18 protein-coding genes and 1 pseudogene are annotated in these 19,791 nt (G+C 69.8%); 12 read left to right on the forward strand and 7 right to left on the reverse strand.

The annotated features are described in order from the left end of the window. Nucleotides 1-51: 51 nt before the first annotated feature. The 4 genes from B1L07_08155 to B1L07_08170 all read right to left on the reverse strand — a co-directional run bounded on the left by B1L07_08155 (nt 52) and on the right by B1L07_08170 (nt 5,041). Nucleotides 52-438: a fluoride ion transporter CrcB gene (locus B1L07_08155; GenBank protein AUZ55064.1), complete on the reverse strand. Its 387-nt coding sequence runs from the start codon at nt 436-438 to the stop codon at nt 52-54. 67 nt (nt 439-505) lie between these two features. After that, nucleotides 506-1,876 (reverse strand): recombination factor protein RarA, encoded by a 1,371-nt coding sequence (locus tag B1L07_08160; protein ID AUZ55065.1) that lies wholly within the window; start codon nt 1,874-1,876, stop codon nt 506-508. 74 nt (nt 1,877-1,950) lie between these two features. After that, the gene (locus B1L07_08165; GenBank protein AUZ55066.1) at nt 1,951-2,589 is read right to left on the reverse strand and encodes an outer membrane lipoprotein carrier protein LolA; all 639 of its coding nucleotides are present in this window, start codon (nt 2,587-2,589) and stop codon (nt 1,951-1,953) included. 91 nt (nt 2,590-2,680) lie between these two features. After that, nucleotides 2,681-5,041 carry a cell division protein FtsK gene (locus B1L07_08170; protein AUZ55067.1) on the reverse strand — a complete coding sequence of 787 codons (2,361 nt, stop codon included), beginning with the start codon at nt 5,039-5,041 and terminating at the stop codon, nt 2,681-2,683. Nucleotides 5,042-5,328: 287 nt separating this feature from the next. Between B1L07_08170 and B1L07_08175 the strand changes: the two genes are divergently transcribed. Genes B1L07_08175 through B1L07_08185 form a run of 3 tightly spaced genes read left to right on the forward strand, consistent with a single transcriptional unit; the run spans nt 5,329 to nt 8,357 of the window. Then, a complete protein-coding gene (locus B1L07_08175) occupies nt 5,329-6,306 on the forward strand; it encodes a thioredoxin-disulfide reductase (GenBank protein ID AUZ55068.1) in 978 nt (325 codons plus the stop codon). A gap of 24 nt (nt 6,307-6,330) precedes the next feature. After that, on the forward strand, nt 6,331-7,221 hold the full coding sequence (locus B1L07_08180; GenBank protein ID AUZ55069.1) for a hypothetical protein: 891 nt from the start codon (nt 6,331-6,333) through the stop codon (nt 7,219-7,221). Beyond that, nucleotides 7,218-8,357 (forward strand): GNAT family N-acetyltransferase, encoded by a 1,140-nt coding sequence (locus B1L07_08185; protein ID AUZ55070.1) that lies wholly within the window; start codon nt 7,218-7,220, stop codon nt 8,355-8,357. The genes B1L07_08180 and B1L07_08185 overlap by 4 nt, the downstream gene beginning before the upstream one ends. 400 nt (nt 8,358-8,757) lie before the next feature. On the opposite strand, the gene B1L07_08190 is transcribed toward B1L07_08185, so the two are convergent. Next, the gene (locus B1L07_08190) at nt 8,758-9,315 is read right to left on the reverse strand and encodes an alkylhydroperoxidase (GenBank protein ID AUZ55071.1); all 558 of its coding nucleotides are present in this window, start codon (nt 9,313-9,315) and stop codon (nt 8,758-8,760) included. Nucleotides 9,316-9,416: 101 nt separating this feature from the next. Here B1L07_08190 and B1L07_08195 point away from each other — a divergent pair. The 3 genes and pseudogenes from B1L07_08195 to B1L07_08205 all read left to right on the forward strand — a co-directional run bounded on the left by B1L07_08195 (nt 9,417) and on the right by B1L07_08205 (nt 12,095). Next, nucleotides 9,417-10,258 (forward strand): annotated as a pseudogene (locus tag B1L07_08195) (hypothetical protein). Between the two features lie 772 nt (nt 10,259-11,030). After that, nucleotides 11,031-11,789: a leucyl/phenylalanyl-tRNA--protein transferase gene (locus B1L07_08200; GenBank protein ID AUZ55072.1), complete on the forward strand. Its 759-nt coding sequence runs from the start codon at nt 11,031-11,033 to the stop codon at nt 11,787-11,789. An 87-nt stretch (nt 11,790-11,876) separates the two neighbouring features. After that, nucleotides 11,877-12,095: a translation initiation factor IF-1 gene (locus B1L07_08205; GenBank protein ID AUZ55073.1), complete on the forward strand. Its 219-nt coding sequence runs from the start codon at nt 11,877-11,879 to the stop codon at nt 12,093-12,095. A 185-nt stretch (nt 12,096-12,280) separates the two neighbouring features. Here B1L07_08205 and B1L07_08210 read toward each other — a convergent pair whose 3' ends face one another. After that, the gene (locus tag B1L07_08210; protein ID AUZ55074.1) at nt 12,281-14,560 is read right to left on the reverse strand and encodes an ATP-dependent Clp protease ATP-binding subunit ClpA; all 2,280 of its coding nucleotides are present in this window, start codon (nt 14,558-14,560) and stop codon (nt 12,281-12,283) included. 298 nt (nt 14,561-14,858) lie between these two features. Further along, nucleotides 14,859-15,179 (reverse strand): ATP-dependent Clp protease adapter ClpS, encoded by a 321-nt coding sequence (locus tag B1L07_08215; protein ID AUZ55075.1) that lies wholly within the window; start codon nt 15,177-15,179, stop codon nt 14,859-14,861. Nucleotides 15,180-15,285: 106 nt separating this feature from the next. Here B1L07_08215 and B1L07_08220 point away from each other — a divergent pair, with 106 nt between their 5' ends. The 6 genes from B1L07_08220 (at nt 15,286) to B1L07_08245 (ending at nt 19,541) form a co-directional block, all read left to right on the forward strand. Beyond that, on the forward strand, nt 15,286-15,762 hold the full coding sequence (locus tag B1L07_08220) for a hypothetical protein (GenBank protein AUZ55076.1): 477 nt from the start codon (nt 15,286-15,288) through the stop codon (nt 15,760-15,762). A 2-nt stretch (nt 15,763-15,764) separates the two neighbouring features. Beyond that, a complete protein-coding gene (locus B1L07_08225) occupies nt 15,765-16,226 on the forward strand; it encodes an NUDIX hydrolase (protein AUZ55077.1) in 462 nt (153 codons plus the stop codon). After that, nucleotides 16,223-17,407 (forward strand): tRNA 2-thiouridine(34) synthase MnmA, encoded by a 1,185-nt coding sequence (locus B1L07_08230; protein ID AUZ55078.1) that lies wholly within the window; start codon nt 16,223-16,225, stop codon nt 17,405-17,407. Before B1L07_08225 ends, B1L07_08230 begins: the two co-directional genes overlap by 4 nt. Further along, complete coding sequence (locus B1L07_08235; GenBank protein AUZ55079.1) at nt 17,404-18,027, forward strand: lysogenization regulator HflD; 624 nt, start codon at nt 17,404-17,406, stop codon at nt 18,025-18,027. Before B1L07_08230 ends, B1L07_08235 begins: the two co-directional genes overlap by 4 nt. 52 nt (nt 18,028-18,079) lie before the next feature. Beyond that, nucleotides 18,080-19,270, forward strand: coding sequence for a chemotaxis protein (locus tag B1L07_08240; GenBank protein AUZ55080.1), 1,191 nt, complete (start codon nt 18,080-18,082; stop codon nt 19,268-19,270). A 79-nt stretch (nt 19,271-19,349) separates the two neighbouring features. Beyond that, nucleotides 19,350-19,541 carry a hypothetical protein gene (locus B1L07_08245; protein AUZ55081.1) on the forward strand — a complete coding sequence of 64 codons (192 nt, stop codon included), beginning with the start codon at nt 19,350-19,352 and terminating at the stop codon, nt 19,539-19,541. Nucleotides 19,542-19,791: the final 250 nt, after the last annotated feature.

Here is a 19,791-nt window from a genome sequence, read left to right on the forward strand (position 1 = left end):
CGTCTTTCGATCGCTACAGATGGAAAGCGGATCATGCGTTGGAAAGCCGGTTCACGCCAAGGGGCGCAACAGTCGCCAGGTGGCCCAGCCCAACGCGGTCATCGACAGCGAGCCGGCCAGGTGCAGGCCCATGGTCGCCAGCGCCCAGCCCAACTGCTGGCGCAGGAACAACTGCACCACCTCGGCGGAGAAGGTGGAGAAGGTGGTCAGACCGCCGAGCAGGCCGGTCACCACGAACAGGCGCCACTGCGGCGCGATGTCCGGGCGTACCGCGAACCATGCCAGCGCCAGGCCGATGGCGTAGCCGCCGAGCAGATTGGCGGCCAGCGTGCCCAGCGGAACGGTGGAATGGAGCGGATTGAGCCATACGCTCAGGCCGAACCGCAGCCATGCCCCGATGGCCGCTCCGACGCCTATCGCCATAAAGGAAAGCCACATCGGCTGATGTCTCCTGTTGCTGTCATGGAAACCGCGCAAGGTTGCCGGGCGCGGCACGGGGCGCCGCTCAGTCCTTTGTCGAGTCGCCGCCCCTGGCCTGTTCGCGTGCCGCGCGCAGCCGGTCGAGCTTTTCCTTGAGCTTGATTTCCAGCCCGCGCTCGACCGGCCGGTAGTACACGCGCTCGCCCATCCCGTCGGGGAACGCGGTCTGGTCCAGGGCGATGCCGCCGGCGACGTCGTGGTCGTACTGGTAGCCCTTGCCGTAGCCGAGGGTCTTCATCAGCCGCGTCGGCGCGTTGCGCAGGTGCAGCGGTACCGGCAGCGACCCCAGTTCACCGACGTCGGCGCGGGCGGCGTTCAGTGCCGCATAGGCGGCGTTGGATTTCGCGGTGCTGGCCAGATAGACCACCAGGTTGGACAGGGCGATATCGCCCTCCGGCGCGCCGATGCGGTCGTAGGCGTTCCAGACGTTGATCGCCATTTCCAGGGCGCGCGGGTCGGCCAGCCCGATGTCCTCCACCGCCATGATGGTCAGGCGCCGCAGCAGGTAGGATGGGTCGCAGCCGCCATCGAGCATGCGCGCCAGCCAGTAGATCGCGCCGTCCGGGTTGGAGCTGCGCACCGACTTGTGCAGCGCCGAGATCTGGTCATAGAACTGCTCGCCACCCTTGTCGAAGCGGCGGGTGCGGTCGGCCAGCACCTGCAGCAGGGTGTCGGGGGTGATCCGCCCGCCCTCGCCCGCCGCCAGCTCGGCGGCGATTTCCAGCAGGGTCAGTGCACGCCGCACGTCGCCGTCGGCGGCGCGGGCGATCTCCAGCAGCGATTCGCGGGAGACCTGGATGACCTCGCCGCCGAGCCCGCGCTCGCCATCGTCCAGGGCGCGCTGCAGCGCTTCGGCCACGTCCTCGGGCGACACCGCCTCGAGCACGTGCACCCGGCAGCGCGAAAGCAGCGCGGAGTTGAGCTCGAACGACGGGTTCTCGGTGGTGGCGCCAACGAAAATGATGGTGCCGCGCTCGATGTGCGGCAGGAAGGCATCCTGCTGCGACTTGTTGAAGCGGTGCACCTCGTCGACGAACAACACCGTGCGCCGGCCTTCGGCAAACCGCTGCGCGGCCTCGGCCAGCACCTGGCGCACGTCGGGCAGGCCCGACAGGACCGCCGAGATCGCGCGGAACTCGGCATCGGCATAGCGTGCCAGCAGCAGCGCCAAGGTGGTCTTGCCGCACCCCGGCGGCCCCCACAGCACCATGGAGTGCACCCGGCCGGACTCGATGGCCCGGCGCAGCGCGGTATTGGGCGCCAGCAGGCGCTTCTGCCCGACCATTTCGTCGAGCGTGCGCGGGCGCATGCGTTCGGCGAGCGGGCGCATGCCCTCCCGGTCCGCGCTCAACAGGTCGGCAGGAGGGTCGGAGAACGTGTTTCTGGATCTGGCCACGCCGGCATTCTAGCGTGGCCGCAGGTGACGGCGACCGTCATTGCGCCGCCCGCTATCGGGGCTGGCTGCGGCGCTCAACGCTCGCCGATGACGTCCACGTTGCTGGCCGGGGTGAAGCGGAAGGTGCCGGCGGCGAAGCCCGGGTTCTTCTTCCAGCCGCTGAAGTCGATCACCGTGCGCTGGCCGACCGCATCGACCACTTCCATGCGGCTCAGCCCGCCCTGGCCGAAGCCGAGTGCGGCGTACTGGAAGCTGGCATCGGTTTCGCGTTTGGGGCTCAGCGACAGCCACTGCAGGCCATCGCGCGGAGCCGCCTCTTCGCTGACGTCGTACTGGCGTTCCAGCTGCGCCGGGTTGATCAGCGCGGTCAACGGGCTGTTCTGCTCCTCCTCGCCCTGGCTGCGCACGGTGGCCTGCTCCAGGTCGGGTTCGTAGACCCACACCTTGCTGCCGTCGGCGACGATCAGCTGCGGATGCGGGCGGGTGTACTCCCAGCGGAACAGGCGCGGTGCCGACAGTGCGACGCGGCCGCTGGACGACTCCTTGAGCTTGCCGCGGGCGTCGAACACCTGCTGGCTGAACTGCCCGTCCAGGCCGCGGAGGCCATTGGTGAAGGACTTCAGGTCGTCGCGCGCGCCGGCATGGGCGTCGGCGGCGAGACCGGCCGCGGCCAGGGCGACGGCAATCAACGTGGGACGCAGGAAGACGTTCATGGCGGTAGTCATCGATGGACGGGGGAATGGGCAGAGTCTGCCCGGCATAAACTGAATGGGCGGCAATCGCGATCGAATGCCGCCGCGGCACTCACTTGGGCGGCGGCGGTGCCAGCACGCTGCGGTCGCCGTTGTGCTCCGGCGCGCTGACCACGCCGGCCGCTTCCATCGCTTCGATCAGGCGCGCGGCGCGGTTGTAGCCGATCTTCAGCCGCCGCTGCACGCCGGAGATCGAGGCGCGCCGGGTCTCGGTGACGATGCGCAGCGCCTCGTCGTACAGCGGGTCGGATTCGTCGCCACCGCCGCTGGATTCGGGCAGGCCGGTGGCGCCGACCACCACCCCGTCGCCCATGGTCTGGACCTCGTCCAGCACGCCCTCGATGTAGTCGGCCGGGCCGCTGGCCTTGAGGTGCTCGACCACCCGGTGCACTTCCTCGTCGGAGACGAACGCGCCGTGCACGCGGTCCGGCATCGCCGTGCCCGGCGGCAGGTACAGCATGTCGCCATTGCCCAGCAGCGCTTCGGCGCCGGACTGGTCGAGGATGGTGCGCGAGTCGATCTTGGAGCTGACCTGGAACGCGATGCGGGTCGGGATGTTGGCCTTGATCAGGCCGGTGATCACGTCCACCGACGGGCGCTGGGTGGCCAGGATCAGGTGGATGCCGGCGGCGCGCGCCTTCTGCGCCAGGCGCGCGATCAGTTCCTCGACCTTCTTGCCGACGATCATCATCATGTCGGCGAATTCGTCGATGAAGATGACGATGAACGGCAGCGGCTCCAGCGGGCGCGGCGCCTCGCCCATTTCCGGGTTGGGCTTGAACAGCGGGTCCATCAGCGGCTGGCCGGCGTCGATGGCGTCCTTGATCTTCTTGTTGAAGCCGGCCAGGTTGCGCACGCCCACCGCGCTCATCAGCTTGTAGCGGCGCTCCATTTCGGCCACGCACCAGCGCAGGCCGTTGGCGGCCTCCTTCATGTCGGTGACCACCGGCGCCAGCAGGTGCGGGATGCCCTGGTAGACGCTGAGCTCCAGCATCTTCGGGTCGATCATGAGCATGCGCAGGTCTTTCGGGCTGGCCTTGTACAGCAGGCTCAGGACCATGGCATTGACCGCCACCGACTTGCCCGAGCCGGTGGTGCCGGCCACCAGCAGGTGCGGCATGCGCGCCAGGTCGGCCACGGTCGGGCGGCCGGCGATGTCCTTGCCCAGCGCCAGGGTCAGCACGCTCGCCGACTTGTCGTATTCCTTCGAGCGCAGCAGCTCGGACAGGAAGATCATCTCGCGGGTGACATTGGGGATTTCCAGGCCGATCACCGACTTGCCCGGGATCACGTCGACCACGCGCACCGATTTCACCGACAGCCCGCGGGCGATGTCCTTGTCCAGCGAACTGATCTGGCTGACCTTGATGCCCGGCGCCGGTTCGATCTCGAAACGGGTGATCACCGGGCCCGGATAGGCGCCGACCACCTGGGCGTCGATGCGGAAGTCCTTGAGCTTGAACTCGATCTGCCGCGACAGCGTTTCCAGGGTCTGCTCGTCGTAGCCCTTGGGCTGCGGCTTGGGGTCGTCCAGCAGTGCCAGTGGCGGCAGGTCCGAGCCGTCGCCATTGACGCCCTGGAACATCGGGATCTGGGTCTCGCGCTTGGCGCGTTCGCTCTTCTCGATGACCGGCACCGGGCGCGGCTCGATCTTCACCGGCTCGCGCCTGGCGCGCACTTCGGCATCGACCTTGCGCACTTCCTCGCGTTCCTCGCGCAGCGCCCGGGTCTGCTGCCAGGCGCTGGCCTGTTCCTTCTTGCGGTCCAGCAGCGGGCCCAGCGCCAGCACCCACTTGCCGATCTTCTCCATCACCCAGAACCACGACAGGCCGGTAGCCAGGGTGATCGAGGTCAACAGCAGCACCAGCAGGAACAGGTTGCTGCCGACCGGGCCGAAGCCGCTCTGCAGCGACTTGCCCACCAGCACGCCGAGGCCGCCACCGGCGCGGGCGACATCGCCCGGCGGCAGGCGCAGGTAAAGGAAGCCGGTGGCGCCGATCAGGAAACCGACGATGCCGACCAGCCGCAATGCCGGGCCGAGGTCGTCGTTGTTGCCGCGGTCCTCGCGGTTGAGCCCGAACATGGCGATCCAGGCCACCGCCGCCAGCATCAGCGGAATCAGGTAGGCCACGTAGCCGAACAACTGCCGCAGCACGTCGGCGATCCACGCCCCCACCCGGCCGCCCATGTTGTGGATCGGGGCGACCACCGAGCCGGCCTGCGACCAGCCCGGGTCCGCCGGCGAATAGGTGAACAGGCTGGCCAGCAGGTACAGCAGTGCCGGCGCGATCGCGATCAGCGCCAGGTCACGCCACAGCCTGTTGCGACGTGGATTGTCCGCGGCGGCCGCCTGCTTGCGCGCGTTGCCGCTCGGGCCAGCGCCCTTGTCACGTTCCGGGACCTGTTTCGCCACCTTGGACCAGACCTTAGAAATGCAGGGTTAGTGATTGATATTAAACGACACGCGGCCCCGTTTCATCCGCCCGATGCAGCGGGTGACGGGCACGGCAGCGAAAGGACATCGGCACGCATGCGGAGCGTCGGCGACGGGGGCGACCGTGGGTGCGGGCGGTCCGGTGGGCCGCGCAGTTCCATCACTGCGCCTTGATTCACCGGAGCCCGGTCTCCACTCTATGAGCGGTCCGGACGGTCGCCATGCAGCGCGATCGCGCCGCCAATCCCGACTTCCCGCGAGTATACATGAGCACTTCCAGCGCCCCGTCCCTGCCCACCCGCCACCACAAGCTCGTCATCCTGGGCTCCGGCCCCGCCGGCTGGACCGCCGCGGTGTATGCCGCGCGCGCCAACCTCAAGCCGGTGGTGATCACCGGCCTGCAGCAGGGCGGTCAGCTGATGACCACCACCGAAGTGGACAACTGGCCGGGCGACGCCCATGGCCTGATGGGGCCGGACCTGATGGCGCGCATGCAGGCCCACGCCGAGCGCTTCGATACCGAGGTGGTGTTCGACCATATCCACACCGCCGACCTGTCGCAGCGTCCGTTCACGCTCACCGGCGACAGCGCGCAGTACACCTGCGACGCGCTGATCATCGCCACTGGCGCCACCGCCAAGTACCTGGGCATCCCGTCCGAGGAGGCGTTCAAGGGCCGTGGCGTGTCGGCCTGCGCCACCTGCGACGGCTTCTTCTACAAGGACCAGGACGTGGTCGTGGTCGGTGGCGGCAACACCGCCGTGGAAGAGGCGCTGTACCTGTCCAACATCGCCCGCAAGGTCTACCTGGTGCACCGCCGCGACACGCTCAAGGCGGAAAAAATCATGCAGGACAAGCTGTTCGCCAAGGTCGCGGCGGGCAAGATCGAAACCGTGTGGCACCACCAGGTCGACGAAGTGCTGGGCAACGAGATGGGCGTGACCGGGGTGCGGGTGAAGTCCACCCAGGACGGCAGCACCCGCGACATCGCCGCGCATGGTTTCTTCGTGGCCATCGGCCACCACCCGAACACCACCCTGTTCGAGGGCCAGCTGGCGATGAACAACGGTTACCTGGAAATCCGCTCGGGCCTGGGCGGCAATGCCACCCAGACCTCGGTGGAGGGCGTGTTCGCCGCCGGCGACGTGGCCGACCAGCATTACCGCCAGGCCATCACCTCGGCCGGCTTCGGCTGCATGGCCGCACTCGACGCCGAGCGTTTCCTCGACGCCCAGGGCCACTGAGCCCGGCCGTCCCGGCAGCCGGGCATGGACAAGGTGTTCGCCAAGCAACTGCTGTTCCACGGCAGCTGGCTGGTGTTCCCGGCCATCGTCTGGCTGCTGTGGCAATGGCGCCGCCGCCGATACCGCGCCGTGCTCGTAATCCTGCTGCTCGGCTGCGGCCTGTTCGCGTGGGCGCGCTTCATCGAGCCGCAGTGGATCCGCGTCGCCCATACCGAGCTGCGCGGCACCGGCATGCACGTGCGCATCGCCCTGGTCAGCGACATCCACCTCGGGGTCTACAAGGACCGCCGCTTCCTCGAGCGGCTGGTGGCGCGGCTGGATGCGCTGCCGGTGGATGCGGTGGTCATTGCCGGCGACCTGACCTATGAACCGCAGCGGCTGGTGCTGTCCGAAGCGTTCTCGCCGCTGTCGGCGCTGCGGGTGCCGGTCTACGCCGTGCTCGGCAACCACGACCAGCAGGCGCCGGGCCCGGACATCGATGCCGCGCTGCGTGCGGCTTTGCGCGCCAATGGCGTGCGCATCATCGAAGGTATGCGCCTGGTCGATGCCGGCGGCATCCGCTGGGCCGGCCTGGGCGACCGCTGGGCCGGCAAGGATGCTCCGGGCTTCCTGCATCGGCCGCCCGGTCGCGCGCCGGCGATCGTCGTCGCGCACAACCCCGACAGCGCCATGGACCTGCTGCCGGGCGATGCCGCCATCGTCCTGGCCGGGCATACCCACGGCGGGCAGATCCGCATCCCCTGGCTGTACCGCAAGGTCATCCCCAGCGCCCACGGGTTCGACCGCGGGGAACAGGTGGCAGCGGCGGCGGCCGGTCCGGTGCGGGTGTTCACCACCCGCGGCGTGGGCGAAGTCGGCCTGCCCCTGCGCCTGTTCAACCCGCCGACCATCGACGTGCTGCAACTGCGGCCATGACGTCTTCCCTGCAAGTGCGGGTGCTGCCGTCCCTGGCCGAGGTAGGGGCGGCACAGTGGGATGCCCTGCACGACCGGCGCAACCCGTTCGTCAGCCACGCCTTCCTTGCCGGCCTGGAGCAGCACGGCTGCCTGCGCCCGGAATGGGGCTGGCAGCCCTGCCACATCACCCTGTGGCGCGGCGATGAACTGGCCGCCGCGGTGCCGGGCTACCTGAAGCACAACTCGCACGGCGAGTTCGTGTTCGACCATGCCTGGGCCGATGCGTATGCACGGCATGGGCTGGCTTACTTTCCCAAGTGGCTCGGCGCGGTGCCCTACTCGCCGGTCACCGGCCCGCGCCTGCTGGCCCGCGACGCCGCCGACCGGCGCCTGCTGCTGGAAGCGATCGCCGCGCATGTGCGCGCGCAGGGGCTGTCCTCGGCCCATGTCAATTTCCATGTCGCGGCCGAGGACACGGCTTTCGATACGGACTGGCTGCGGCGCGCGGACGTGCAGTTCCAGTGGCAGCGCCGGCCCGGCTGGCAGGATTTCGACGGCTTCCTCGCGTCGATGGACCACAAGCACCGCAAGAACATCCGCCAGGAGCGCGCGCGGGTGGCGCGCAGCGGCATCGGCTTCCGCGTGGTCCACGGCGACGAGGCAAGCGCGGCCGACCTGGACGCGATGCATGGCTTCTACCTGCAGACCTTCGCCGGGTACGGCAATGCGCCGGCGCTGACCCTGCCCTTCCTGCGGCATCTGGCCACCGCCATGCCGCGGCACCTGGTGATCTTCCTGGCCGAACAGGATGGCGAGCCGATCGCCGGCGCGCTGTGCCTGCGCGGTGGCGAGACGTTGTACGGTCGTTACTGGGGCGGCGCCGCCCTGCCCGGCCTGCATTTCGAGACCTGCTACTACCAGGGCATCGACTATTGCCTGCGCGAGGGGCTGCAGCGCTTCGAGCCGGGGGCGCAGGGTGAACACAAGCTCGCGCGCGGGTTCCTGCCGACCCTCGTGCGCAGCCGGCACTGGGTTGCCGATGCGCAGTTCCGCCAGGCGCTGCGCGAGTGGTGCGCACGCGAGGAGCGCGATGTCGCACGCTACGCGCAGGCGCTGCGGCGGCACTCCCCGTTCCGCGACGGCGACGGCGCATGAGCCGGGCAGCGCCTCCGTTCGTGCGTCCCGCGCCGCTTTGCGCGGCATTCCCGCCGGCGTAACCGGCGCTGGCCGGGCGGCCATTGGTGGCGACCTGTCGCCGCGCACACGACGCGGGCACACCGGCGGAGCGTGGCGTTGCGTTGGCCGCTACGCCACACCAGCGATCTGCGGCAGGCATCCGCCACGCATGGTGCCAACGGCTCGCGCTGCACGCCGAACCCACGCTGGCCGCGCGCAATGGTCAGGATTTGAGGCCTGCGACGATGCGAGCGGCGCAGCCGCCTGCGCGGCCTCGGGCTTCTGTTCCGGCATGCGCCTGGACCCGGCCAAACGACCACCGGGCGCAGACGCGGGACGCGCCCGCAGGCGCGCCCCGCAGTACCGCGGCGGGCCTCGCTCAGCCCGCGATTTCCAGCGGCACCGGCGGGAAGTCAACCGCCGTCCCGGCCAGGTGGTTGGTGTAGTTGGTCAGCGTGTTGAGCGCGACCAGCGCCACCACTTCCAGCGCGGCGGCGTCATCGAAGCCGGCGCGGCGGAATGCCGCCAGGTCGTCGTCGCCGACAACCCCGCGCTGCTCGGTCAGGCGCCGCGCGAAGTCCGCCAGCGCGGCGTCGCGCGGGTCGGCGCCGCCGCCGGTGCGCGCCGCACGGATATCCGCTTCGGACAGGCCGGCGCCCTTGCCGATCAAGGTGTGCGCGGCCAGGCAATAGCCGCACTGGTTGGCCTGCCCGACCGACAGCGCGACGATTTCGCGCTGGCCGGCGCTCAGGCCGCCATTGGCGAGGGCATCGGACAAGGCCAGGTAGCCGTCGAGCGCGACCGGCGCCCGGGCGAAGGTGCGGATCAGGTTGGGGACCACGCCGAGCTTGGCCTTGACCGCGGCGAGCGTAGCGGCGACGGCCGGGGTGGCCGAGGCCGGGTCGAGGGGGGCGATGCGGGGGGATGCGGCAGACATGGCGGGCTCCTTGGAAGCCGTGGTTGGGAGTCGCCACTGTGCCCGCCCGGTCGATACGATTGGTATCATTTCGTCCAGAATAACGCACGGATCGTCTCGACATGCAGGACCGACTCAGCGCACTGCTCGATTGCTTCCGCCTGCGGGCCCGGGTCTTCCACACCGGCAGCCTGTGCGACACCGCCGATTTCGACGCCCGCGACGGCGTCGGCCACCTGCACGTGCTGCGCGGGGGGCGCTGCGGATCGGCGATGCGGTCGCCGGCGAAACCGTGGTCGACGCGCCCAGCCTGATCTTCTATCCGCGACCGGCGCCGCACTGGATCCGTGGCGAGGGGGCGATGGGCGCGGAGCTGGTCTGCTCGTCGATCGAACTCGGCGCCGATGCCGGCAATCCACTGACCCGCAGCCTGCCGGCGCGGCTGGTGTTGCCGCTGCGCGACCACCCGCTGCTGCACGGCACGCTGACGCTGCTGTTCGAGGAGGCGTTCGCCGAACACTGCGGACGACAGGCGGCGCTGGACCGGCTCAGCGAACTGATGATCCTGCAACTGCTGCGCCACTGCATGACCGCAGGCGTGGTCGCGCAGGGCGTGCTCGCGGGCCTCGCCGACCCGCGCCTGGCCAAAGCCCTCAACGCGCTGCATGGCGCTCCGGGCGAGGCCTGGACCCTGGACGGCCTGGCGCGGGTCAGCGGCATGTCGCGCGCGCGGTTCGCCGCGCACTTCCACCATGTCGTGGGCATGCCGCCGGGCGAGTACCTGGCCGAGTGGCGGCTGAGCGTGGCGAAGACGCTGCTCAAGCGGGGGCAGCCGCCGAAACAGGTGGCGCTGGAGATTGGCTATGCAAGTGCATCGGCGTTCGCGCGCGCCTTCGCCGCGAGGCATGCCGGGGTCTCGCCGACCGCCTGGCTGTCGGCGTCGCGCATATCGCCCGCACAGTGAACGCGGACGCCGGACCCGACCCGGGAGCGGGATAGTGCCCCGGGGCACGCCTTCCGGGCCTCCGGGCCGGCGGATCCCCGGACGCGGCAAACAGGTGGCAGGGCCCCGGGCCGCGGGCGTCCGGCTCCATCCCCGGACACGACCGGCCGTCGCGTCGAGCAGGCCACCTGCGGCGCGCATCGTCTACCGGCCGGAGGGTGCGCGCTGTTCGATGATGTCCGCGCATCGCTCAAACGCAGGCGGGAATCGGCAGGCTGGCGCCGCAGGCCCAGGCTGGCCCGACACGCGGATGGAAGATGGCGGGGCAAGGCAGGCGCGGACGCGTTCCGGGCCGATCGACTGCCGCCGGCTCGGGACGATGTATCCATGGCCGTGTCCCGGCGCCAACCGTCCGACCGGGCATCGGCATGCCGCAGCACGCCGGAAAGCCATTTATGATGCCGATCCGCACCGGGGCGACTGCGTGCCCGGGATTGCGCGAACAGGTACAGGTCAAGCCACTCAGGATGCGCACTCCCCTTACTTCGTGTCCGGCGTCTGCCACGCAGGCGGCGGCTTCGCCGGGCCCTGCAGCGGCGGCCGCGGCGGCGTCCCGACCGGCGGGCTGGCCAGGGTCGCCCCGGTCATGCGGCGATCATCCGGTGAACCGTGTCCTGCTGGCCGCAGAGGTCCCGTGCACGGCGTTGCTGCCGTACCCGCGTATGGCGCTGCGCTCCAGGCGCCGCCGGCCGGTGCCGCGGCAGCATCCCCGATTCCTTGACGGCGACGGCACATGAGCCGCGCAGCGCATCCGTTTCTGCTTGCCGCGCAGCCCGACGCGGCGTTCCCGCCGGCGGAGCTTGCGCTCGCCGAGCCCGATGGCCTGCTGGCCGTCGGCGGCGATCTGTCGCCGGTGCGCCTGCTCAACGCCTATGCCGGCGGCATCTTCCCGTGGTTTTCCGAAGGCCAGCCTATCCTGTGGTGGTCGCCGGACCCGCGCATGGTGTTCCGCACCGATGGCGTGCATCTGTCCTCGCGCTTCCGCCGGGCACTGCGCTCCAGCCCCTGGACAGTCACCGCTGACACCGCGTTCGCCGAGGTGATGCAGGCCTGCGCCAGCGCGCCGCGGCCGGGCCAGGATGGCACCTGGATCACCGCCGGGATGCTCCGCGCCTACGTGGAACTGCACCGGCTCGGGCATGCGCATTCGGTGGAGGTGTTCGACGGGCCGCACCTGGTCGGCGGCATCTATGGCGTGGCCATCGGCCGCATGTTCTTCGGCGAAAGCATGTTCAGCGGGCGCAGCGGTGGTTCCAAGATCGCGCTGGCGGCACTGGCGCACGTCCTGCACGGCTGGGGCTGGCCGCTGATCGATGCCCAGGTCGAGAACCCCCACCTGCTGCGCATGGGGGCCGTGCAGTTGCCGCGCGCCCTGTTCCTGGCCCAGGTGCGGGCGCTGGTGCGGGAGCCCGGTGACCCGCCGCCGGGAAGCTGGACCCGCCGTTTCGGCCACTGGCCGGCCGCCCGGCTGGGCAGCACGGGCGCGGCTTAACGCAAACTTTGCATGATTCCGCGGCGCGGGGTAAAATGCTTGGCTTCCGGGCCTGAAAAGGCCATCCGCAGAACCGCACAGGATTACATGTCGAAAGACGACTCCATCGAGTTCGAGGGCACCGTCAGCGAGACGCTGCCGAACACCACTTTCCGCGTTCGACTGGAAAACGGGCATGAGATCATCGCCCACATTTCCGGCCGCATGCGCAAGAACTACATCCGCATCCTTACCGGCGACCGCGTCAAGGTTGAAATGACGCCGTACGACCTGACCAAGGGCCGCATCACCTACCGCATGAAGTAAGCGCGGTAGCCGGGCACCCCGAAAGCCAGCCCTGGGCTGGCTTTTTTGCGTGTCCGTGACAGTGGTATCGGGGAAGCGGAGCGGACCGGTGACGGGCGGCGGGCGCGACCCCGCCGCCTCCTGGCAGAGCCGCTCCATGCCCTGCCCGCCTTCCGCACGCCTGCCCGCGCATGGCCGTCGCCGCCTCAGACCGTGGCCGGCAACAGGTGCTCCGGTTCGGCTTCGGTCTCGACCACCAGTTCGCCGTCGCGCACGTCGATGCTGACCCTGCCGCCGCCGACCAGCTTGCCGAACAGCAGTTCGTCGGCCAGCGGGCGCTTGATCTGGTCCTGGATGACCCGTGCCATCGGCCGCGCGCCCATCTGCGGGTCGAAGCCGTGGCGGGCCAGCCAGTCGCGTGCGGCCGGGGTCGCCGACAGCGAGACGTGCTTGTCCTGCAGCAGCATTTCCAGTTCGATCAGGAACTTGTCCACCACCCGCAGGATGTGGTCCAGCCCCAGCGCCTGGAACTGCACCACCGCGTCGAGGCGGTTGCGGAACTCCGGGGTGAAGCTCTTGCGGATCACTTCCATCGCGTCGGTGGCGTGGTCCTGGCGGGTGAAGCCGATCGAGCGCCGCGACGCCTGCGCCGCGCCGGCGTTGGTGGTCATCACCAGGATCACGTTCTTGAAATTGGCTTCGCGGCCGTTGGTGTCGGTGAGGATGCCGCGGTCCATGACCTGCAGCAGGATGTTGAAGATGTCCGGGTGCGCCTTTTCGACTTCGTCCAGCAGCAGCACGCAGTGCGGCGTCTTGACGATCTTCTCGGTCAGCAGCCCGCCCTGGTCGAAGCCGACATAGCCCGGGGGCGCGCCGATCAGGCGGCTGACCGAATGCGGCTCCATGTACTCGCTCATGTCAAAGCGCACCAGCTCGATGCCCAGCTGCAGTGCCAGCTGGCGGGTGACCTCGGTCTTGCCGACGCCGGTGGGACCGGCGAACAGGAAGTTGCCGATCGGCTTCTCCGGGTTGCCCAGCCCCGAACGCGACAGCTTGATCGCCGAGGCCAGCGATTCGATCGCCGGGTCCTGGCCGAAGATCACCATCTTCAGGTTGCGCTCCAGGTGCCGCAGCACGTCCTTGTCGGTGGCGGTGACCTGCTTGGCGGGAATGCGCGCCATCTTGGCGACGATGGCCTCGACCTCCTCGACGTCGATGGTCGCCTTGCGCTGGCCCTCGGGCAGCAGCCGCTGGCGCGCGCCGGCCTCGTCGATGACGTCGATGGCCTTGTCCGGCAGCAGGCGGTCGCCGATGTGCTTCACCGACAGGTCCACCGCCGCCTGCAGCGCGTCGTCGGCGTAGGTGACGCTGTGGTGCGCCTCGTACTTCGGGCGCAGGCCCTTGAGGATCTCGTAGGCTTCGCCCACGGTGGGCTCGACGATGTCGATCTTCTGGAAGCGCCGCGCCAGCGCCCGGTCCTTCTCGAAGATGCCGCGGTATTCCTGGAACGTGGTCGAGCCGATGCAGCGCAGCTCGCCGGACGCCAGGGCCGGCTTGATCAGGTTGCTGGCGTCCATGGTGCCGCCGGAGGCGGAACCGGCGCCGATGATGGTGTGGATCTCGTCGATGAACAGCACCGCGTTGGGCACCTTCTTCAACGCGCCGATCACGCCCTTCAGGCGCTTCTCGAAGTCGCCGCGGTACTTGGTGCCGGCGACCAGCGCACCGAGGTCGAGCGAATAGATGACCGCGTCGGCCAGTACCTCCGGCACCTCGCCGTCGACGATGCGCTTGGCCAGGCCCTCGGCGATCGCGGTCTTGCCGACCCCGGCCTCGCCCACGTACAGCGGGTTGTTCTTGCGGCGGCGGCACAGCACCTGGATGGTGCGCTCGATCTCGTCGCGGCGACCCACCAGCGGGTCGATGCGGCCGGCACGCGCCTGCTCGTTGAGGTTGCTGGCGTACTCGGCCAGCGCGTCGCCCCTGGCCTCGCCCTCGCCGCCCTCGGCGCGGCCCTCGCCGTCGATCGACGGCGAGGCGTCGCCCTCCTCGCCGGACTTGGCGATGCCATGGGACAGGTAGTTGACGATGTCCAGCCGGGTCACGTCCTGCTGGTTGAGGTAGTAGACCGCGTGCGAATCCTTCTCGCCGAAGATCGCCACCAGCACGTTGGCGCCGGTGACCTCCTTCTTGCCGGAGGACTGCACGTGGTAGACGGCGCGCTGCAGCACCCGCTGGAAACCCAGGGTGGGCTGGGTGTCGCGGCCATCATCGTCGGCCAGCCGCGAGACCGAGGTCTCCACGGCCTGTTCCAGGTCCCGGCGCAGGCGGTCCAGGTCGGCGCCACAGGCCTTGAGCACGGCCTGGGCGGAGGGGTTTTCGAGCAGGGCGAGCAGCAGGTGTTCGACCGTCATGAATTCATGACGTGCCTCGCGGGCGCGCTTGTAGCACTGGCCAATCGTCTGTTCGAGGTCTTTGCTGAACATGGGGGACTCCGACTGCGGTTGGAGACAATATGCGGCCTGACTGCACGTTTTCCATCACCCTACCGGATGCCGGTGTTCAGACGGCGTTAGCAGTGGCCGGACGGGGGCGGCAGCGGCCGGTTGCCACGCCGGAAAGCGGCAGCCACCGGGGTGGATGCCAGCCGCCGGGGCGACCATTGCAAACAATGGATGCACGGTGGGCGCCAGCCAATACGGCCGACATCGCCATGCCCGGAACAGTGCGGGCCGCCGGTGGCGCGACCGGCGCGCGGTGCCGGACGCGCCGGCGCGGCGTGGATCAGGCCCGCTCCATCGTGCACAGCAGCGGGTGCTGGTTCATGCGCGAGTACTCGTTGACCTGGGCGACCTTGGTCTCGGCGACTTCGCGGCTGTAGACCCCGCAGATGCCGCGGCCGCGGGTATGGACATGCAGCATCACCTGGGTGGCCTTGTCCAGGTCCATGGCGAAGAAGTTCTGCAGCACGGCCACCACGAAATCCATCGGGGTGTAGTCGTCGTTCAGCAGCATCACCTGGTACAGCGGCGGCGGCGCGATCTCGGGCTTGCCGGGTTCCACCAGCAGGCCATGGTCGTTCTCGTGTTGGAGCTTGCGGGGCATGCCCGGAATTATAGCGGCTGGCCCGGCGCCGCTGCGCCGAATTGGACGTGAACACCCCCGCCGCCGCACAATTTGCACCTGTTCAACCACTCCCCGCAGGGAACGCATGAAGAAGTACGTGGCGGCAATGATGGTGGCGGGCCTGTGGGCCGGCATGGCTGGCAACGCGCGGGCCGGCGAGCCCGATGCGGCGGTCGGCCGGCTGCTCGATTCGCTCGAATACAAGTATGAGATCGACGAGGACGGCGATTACCGCCTGGTGTTCGACATGGACGATGACCGCACCCAGCTGGTGTTCGTGCGCTCGACGGTGGAGACCTACGGCGCGCATCGCGTCCGCGAGATCTGGTCGCCCGGCTACAAGGCCCCGGGCCCGCAGTTGCCGGCGCTGGTCGCCAACCGCCTGCTCGAGGATGCCAACGACTCCAAGCTCGGCGGCTGGGTCAAGCAGGGCGACATGGCCATGTTCGTGGTCAAGATCGATGCGAACGCCAAGGCCGACGTGCTCAGCGACGCCATCGACGCGGCGATCAAGAGTGCCGACGCGATGGAACTGGAACTGACCGCGAAGGACGAGTACTGAGGGTGGATGCGTTGAGCTCCCGGCGCTGGGCACCCCACGTCACCGTGGCCACCGTGGTGTGCCGTGCCGGGCAGGTGCTGCTGGTGGAAGAGGAGAAGGACGGACGGCGGGTGCTGAACCAGCCGGCCGGCCACCTCGACCCCGGCGAGAGCCTGGTCGAGGCGGCCGTGCGCGAAACCCGCGAGGAAACCGGCTGGGAGGTGCGGCCGACCGCGTTCATCGGCGCCTACCAGTGGAACGCGCCCGACGGCACCCCGTTCCTGCGCTTCGCTTTCGCCGCCGAGCCGCTGCGGCATCACCCGGACCAGGCGCTGGACAGCGGCATCGTGCAGGCGCTGTGGCTGACCCCGGCCGCGTTGCAGGCGGACATGGCCCGGCTGCGCAGCCCGCTGGTCTGGCAGACGGTGTCGGACTGGCTGGCCGGGCAGCGCCACCCGCTGTCGATCCTGAGGCAGGTGCCATGAGCCGCCCGGACGTGGTGGTGGGCGTGTCCGGCGGCGTGGACTCGTCCGTCGCGGCGCTGCTGCTGGTGCGGCAGGGGCTGGATGTCGCCGGCCTGTTCATGCAGAACTGGGCCGACGATGGCGATGCGCAGGACAGCGCGAGTGCCGCTGAAGGCGGGATGCCGAAAGCGGCCAAAGGTCATTGCCGCGCCGAGGAGGATCGCCGCGACGCCGTGGCCGTCTGCGGCCGCCTGGGCATCCCGTTCCATTTCCGCGATTTCTCCGCCGAGTACTGGCAGGGCGTGTTCGAGCACTTCCTGGCCGAGTACGCGGCCGGGCGTACCCCGAACCCGGACGTGCTGTGCAACCGCGAGGTCAAGTTCAAGCACTTCCTGGACGCCGCCCGCGAGCTGGGCGCCGGGCGCATCGCCACCGGCCACTATGCGCGGGTGGAGCAGGCGGGCGGACGCTGGCGGCTGCTGCGCGGTGCCGACCGCGGCAAGGACCAGAGTTACTTCCTGCACCAGCTGGGCCAGGCGCAGCTGGCCGCCACCGTGTTCCCGATCGGCCACCTGGAAAAGAGCCAGCTGCGCCGCATCGCCCAGGAAGCGGCGCTGCCGACCCATGCCAAGAAGGATTCGACCGGCATCTGCTTCATCGGCGAACGCGATTTCCGCCAGTTCCTGGGCCAGTACCTGCCCGCGCGCGAAGGCGAGATCCGCGATCCGCACGGGCAGCCCATCGGCCGCCATCCCGGCGTGTTCTATTTCACCCTGGGCCAGCGCGAGGGGCTGAACATCGGCGGCGTGCGCGGCCGGCCGGCGGCGCCCTGGTACGTGGTCGGCAAGGACGTGGCGGCCAACATCCTGTATGTCGACCAGGGCCACGACAGCCCGTGGCTGCAGTCCCGGCACCTGCGCACCGAAGCCATGCACTGGATCGGCGGCAGCGCACCCGCCAGCACCTTCAGCTGTACCGCGCAGACCCGCTACCGGCAGCCGGACGAGCCCTGCCAGGTGCGCGTGGGCGACGACGGCACCGTGCAGGTACGCTTCGAGCGCCCGCAGCGGGCGGTCACGCCCGGGCAGTCGCTGGTGCTGTATGACGGCCCCGAATGCCTGGGTGGTGCGGTGATCGCCGCCACCGACGCGCCGCTGGAGCAGCGTGCGCCCTGGCCCGTTTTCCCTGAGAGGCAAGCATGAGTTTTTCCTTCGACGACCGTGTCCTGGCGCTGGCCGGCATCGCCCAGGCCCTGCAGCAGGTGCGGCGCATCGCCGAAACCGGCCATTCCGACGGCGCCGTGGTCCGCACCGCGATGGACAGCGTGATGCGCATCGACGCCCCCTCCCCCGCCGCGGTGTACGGCGACAGCCACCAGCTGGAACCGGGGCTGCGCCTGCTGCGCGACTATTTCGGCAACCAGGGCAAGGACGAGCTGCTGCCGCGCCTGGCGCTGTCGGTGATGCAGCTGGAACGCCGCTTCGTGCGCGAACGCGCCACCGTGGACAAGGTCCAGGCCGGCATCGCGCGTGCCGCCGCCCAGGCCCGCGAGCTGGGCGACCCGGCACATCCGGAGGTGCTGGGCGCGATGGGCGGCCTGTACGCGGACACCATCAGCCAGCTCAAGCCGCGGATCATGGTCCAGGGCAACCCGCACTACCTGGGACAGGCCGGAGTGGTCGCCGAGATCCGTGCGCTGCTGCTGGCGGCGGTGCGCTCGGCGGTGCTGTGGCGCCAGCTCGGCGGCAGTTACTGGGACTTCCTGTTCTCGCGCCGGGCCATGCTCGAAGCGATCTCGCGCAGGTTGCGCGGCGGCGGCTAAAGACCGGACCGGCACGGCCGATACTGCAATCGTGACTCTCCCGAGAACGTCCATGTATTCACGCATTGCAATCCGCCTGGCCGCCCCGCTGGCCCTGACCTTCCTGCTGGCATTGGCGCTGGCGTTCGCCTGGCCCGCGGCCGTGGTATGGGCGATCCTGACCACGATGGCGCTGAGCTGGCTGGTGTTCGCCTACTGGAGCGCGTACAGCCAGTCGCAGCGTTCGCCAGAACACGCCCGCGTGCTCAAGGAGCAGGACCAGCTGCTCAACGAGCTGCGCAGCTTCGTCAGCAACGAGATCGATGGCTCGCGTGGCGAGATCGAACGCGCCCGCGAACTGATCCGCCAGGCGGTCGCCGGGCTGGGCAGCAGCTTCGATGCGATGAACCGCAAGTCGCGCCAGCAGAGCCAGGCGCTGGCCCGCATCGTCGACCGTGCCGGCGAGGATGGCGGTGGCGGCGTCGACGTGGCGCGGTTCGCCCAGCATGCCAGCCACCAGATGGAGCAGCTGGTCGAGGCGCTGGAGCAGGTCAGCGGCCAGAGCAGCAACACCGTGCAGCACATCGACCAGATGGCGCAGCACCTGGACGGCATCTTCGCCTTGCTGGAAGACGTCAAGTCGATCGCCGACCAGACCAACCTGCTGGCGCTGAATGCCGCCATCGAGGCCGCCCGTGCCGGCGAGGCCGGGCGCGGCTTCGCGGTGGTCGCCGACGAGGTGCGCAACCTGTCCGAACGCTCCACCACCTTCAACGAGCAGATCCGCAAGCTCGCGCACAGCTCCAAGGACGCCATCGCCAAGGTCCGCGAGACCGTCTCGCACATGGCCTCGCGCGACATGGACCGCTCCCGCGAGGCGCGCCACGAAGCGGCCGCCATGCTGGAGAACGTGGCGGCGATCAACAACTCGCTGGGCGAAGGCATGCGCGAGATCTCCGAGTGCGGCCGCGCGATCGACAGCAGCGTCGCCGAAGCCGTGCGCGCCCTGCAGTTCGAGGACATCGCCACCCAGGCCCTGGGCGGCGTGCACACCCACCTGGACCGCCTGACCGCGATCAACCGCGAGGCGGTGGCGCTGCAGGAACTGCTGCACCGTAGTGGCGGCGCGCTCGACGGCGAACTGGTGCTGGCGCTGCAGCGTACCGGCAGCCGCCTGCGCGAGATGCGCAGCGAGTGGGAGCGCCCGCCGCACAAGCCGGTGGCGCAGCAGAGCATGGGCGCGGGAACGGTTGAGCTGTTCTGATTCCCGCCACGAGGCGACAACGACCCCGGCCACGGCCGGGGTTTTGTCGTTGCCGGCCGGCTGGGCCGAGGCCGCCGCAATGGTGGGCCCGCAGGCCGCGGAGCCGGTGTCCGGCAGCCCCCACCTCCGCGACCGCCTGGCGGCGCTCGAGGCGCTGGCGCAGCAGGAGCTGGCACGCACCCCGCTGCTGCCGATGCCGGACCTGCCCGCGCACGATGATCCGGCGGCGATCCTGGTGGCCTGGGACCTGGCCTTCTGCCGGCCCCGCTGACGCCCGGCCAGCGGGTGCCGGCGATGGGCGCTGGGCCACGCCGACCGCAACGCCAACCCGGCGCAGCGGCGCGCGCGATCGGCGGGCACCGGTGCCGGCGACAGCGGCCGGAAGCGGCCGCGGAGGCATGCGCCACCGCTTGCATTGCAGCGCATTCCGCAGCCCGCACGGGCCGGACTGCCCTGCCCGCCAGACGATGGCGATGACGATGGCGTGGCGCTGCGCGGGCAGCGCGCCCTGCGGCCCGCGG

This window comes from Stenotrophomonas acidaminiphila, from assembly GCA_002951995.1.
Classification (GTDB): Bacteria; Pseudomonadota; Gammaproteobacteria; order Xanthomonadales; family Xanthomonadaceae; genus Stenotrophomonas; species Stenotrophomonas acidaminiphila_A.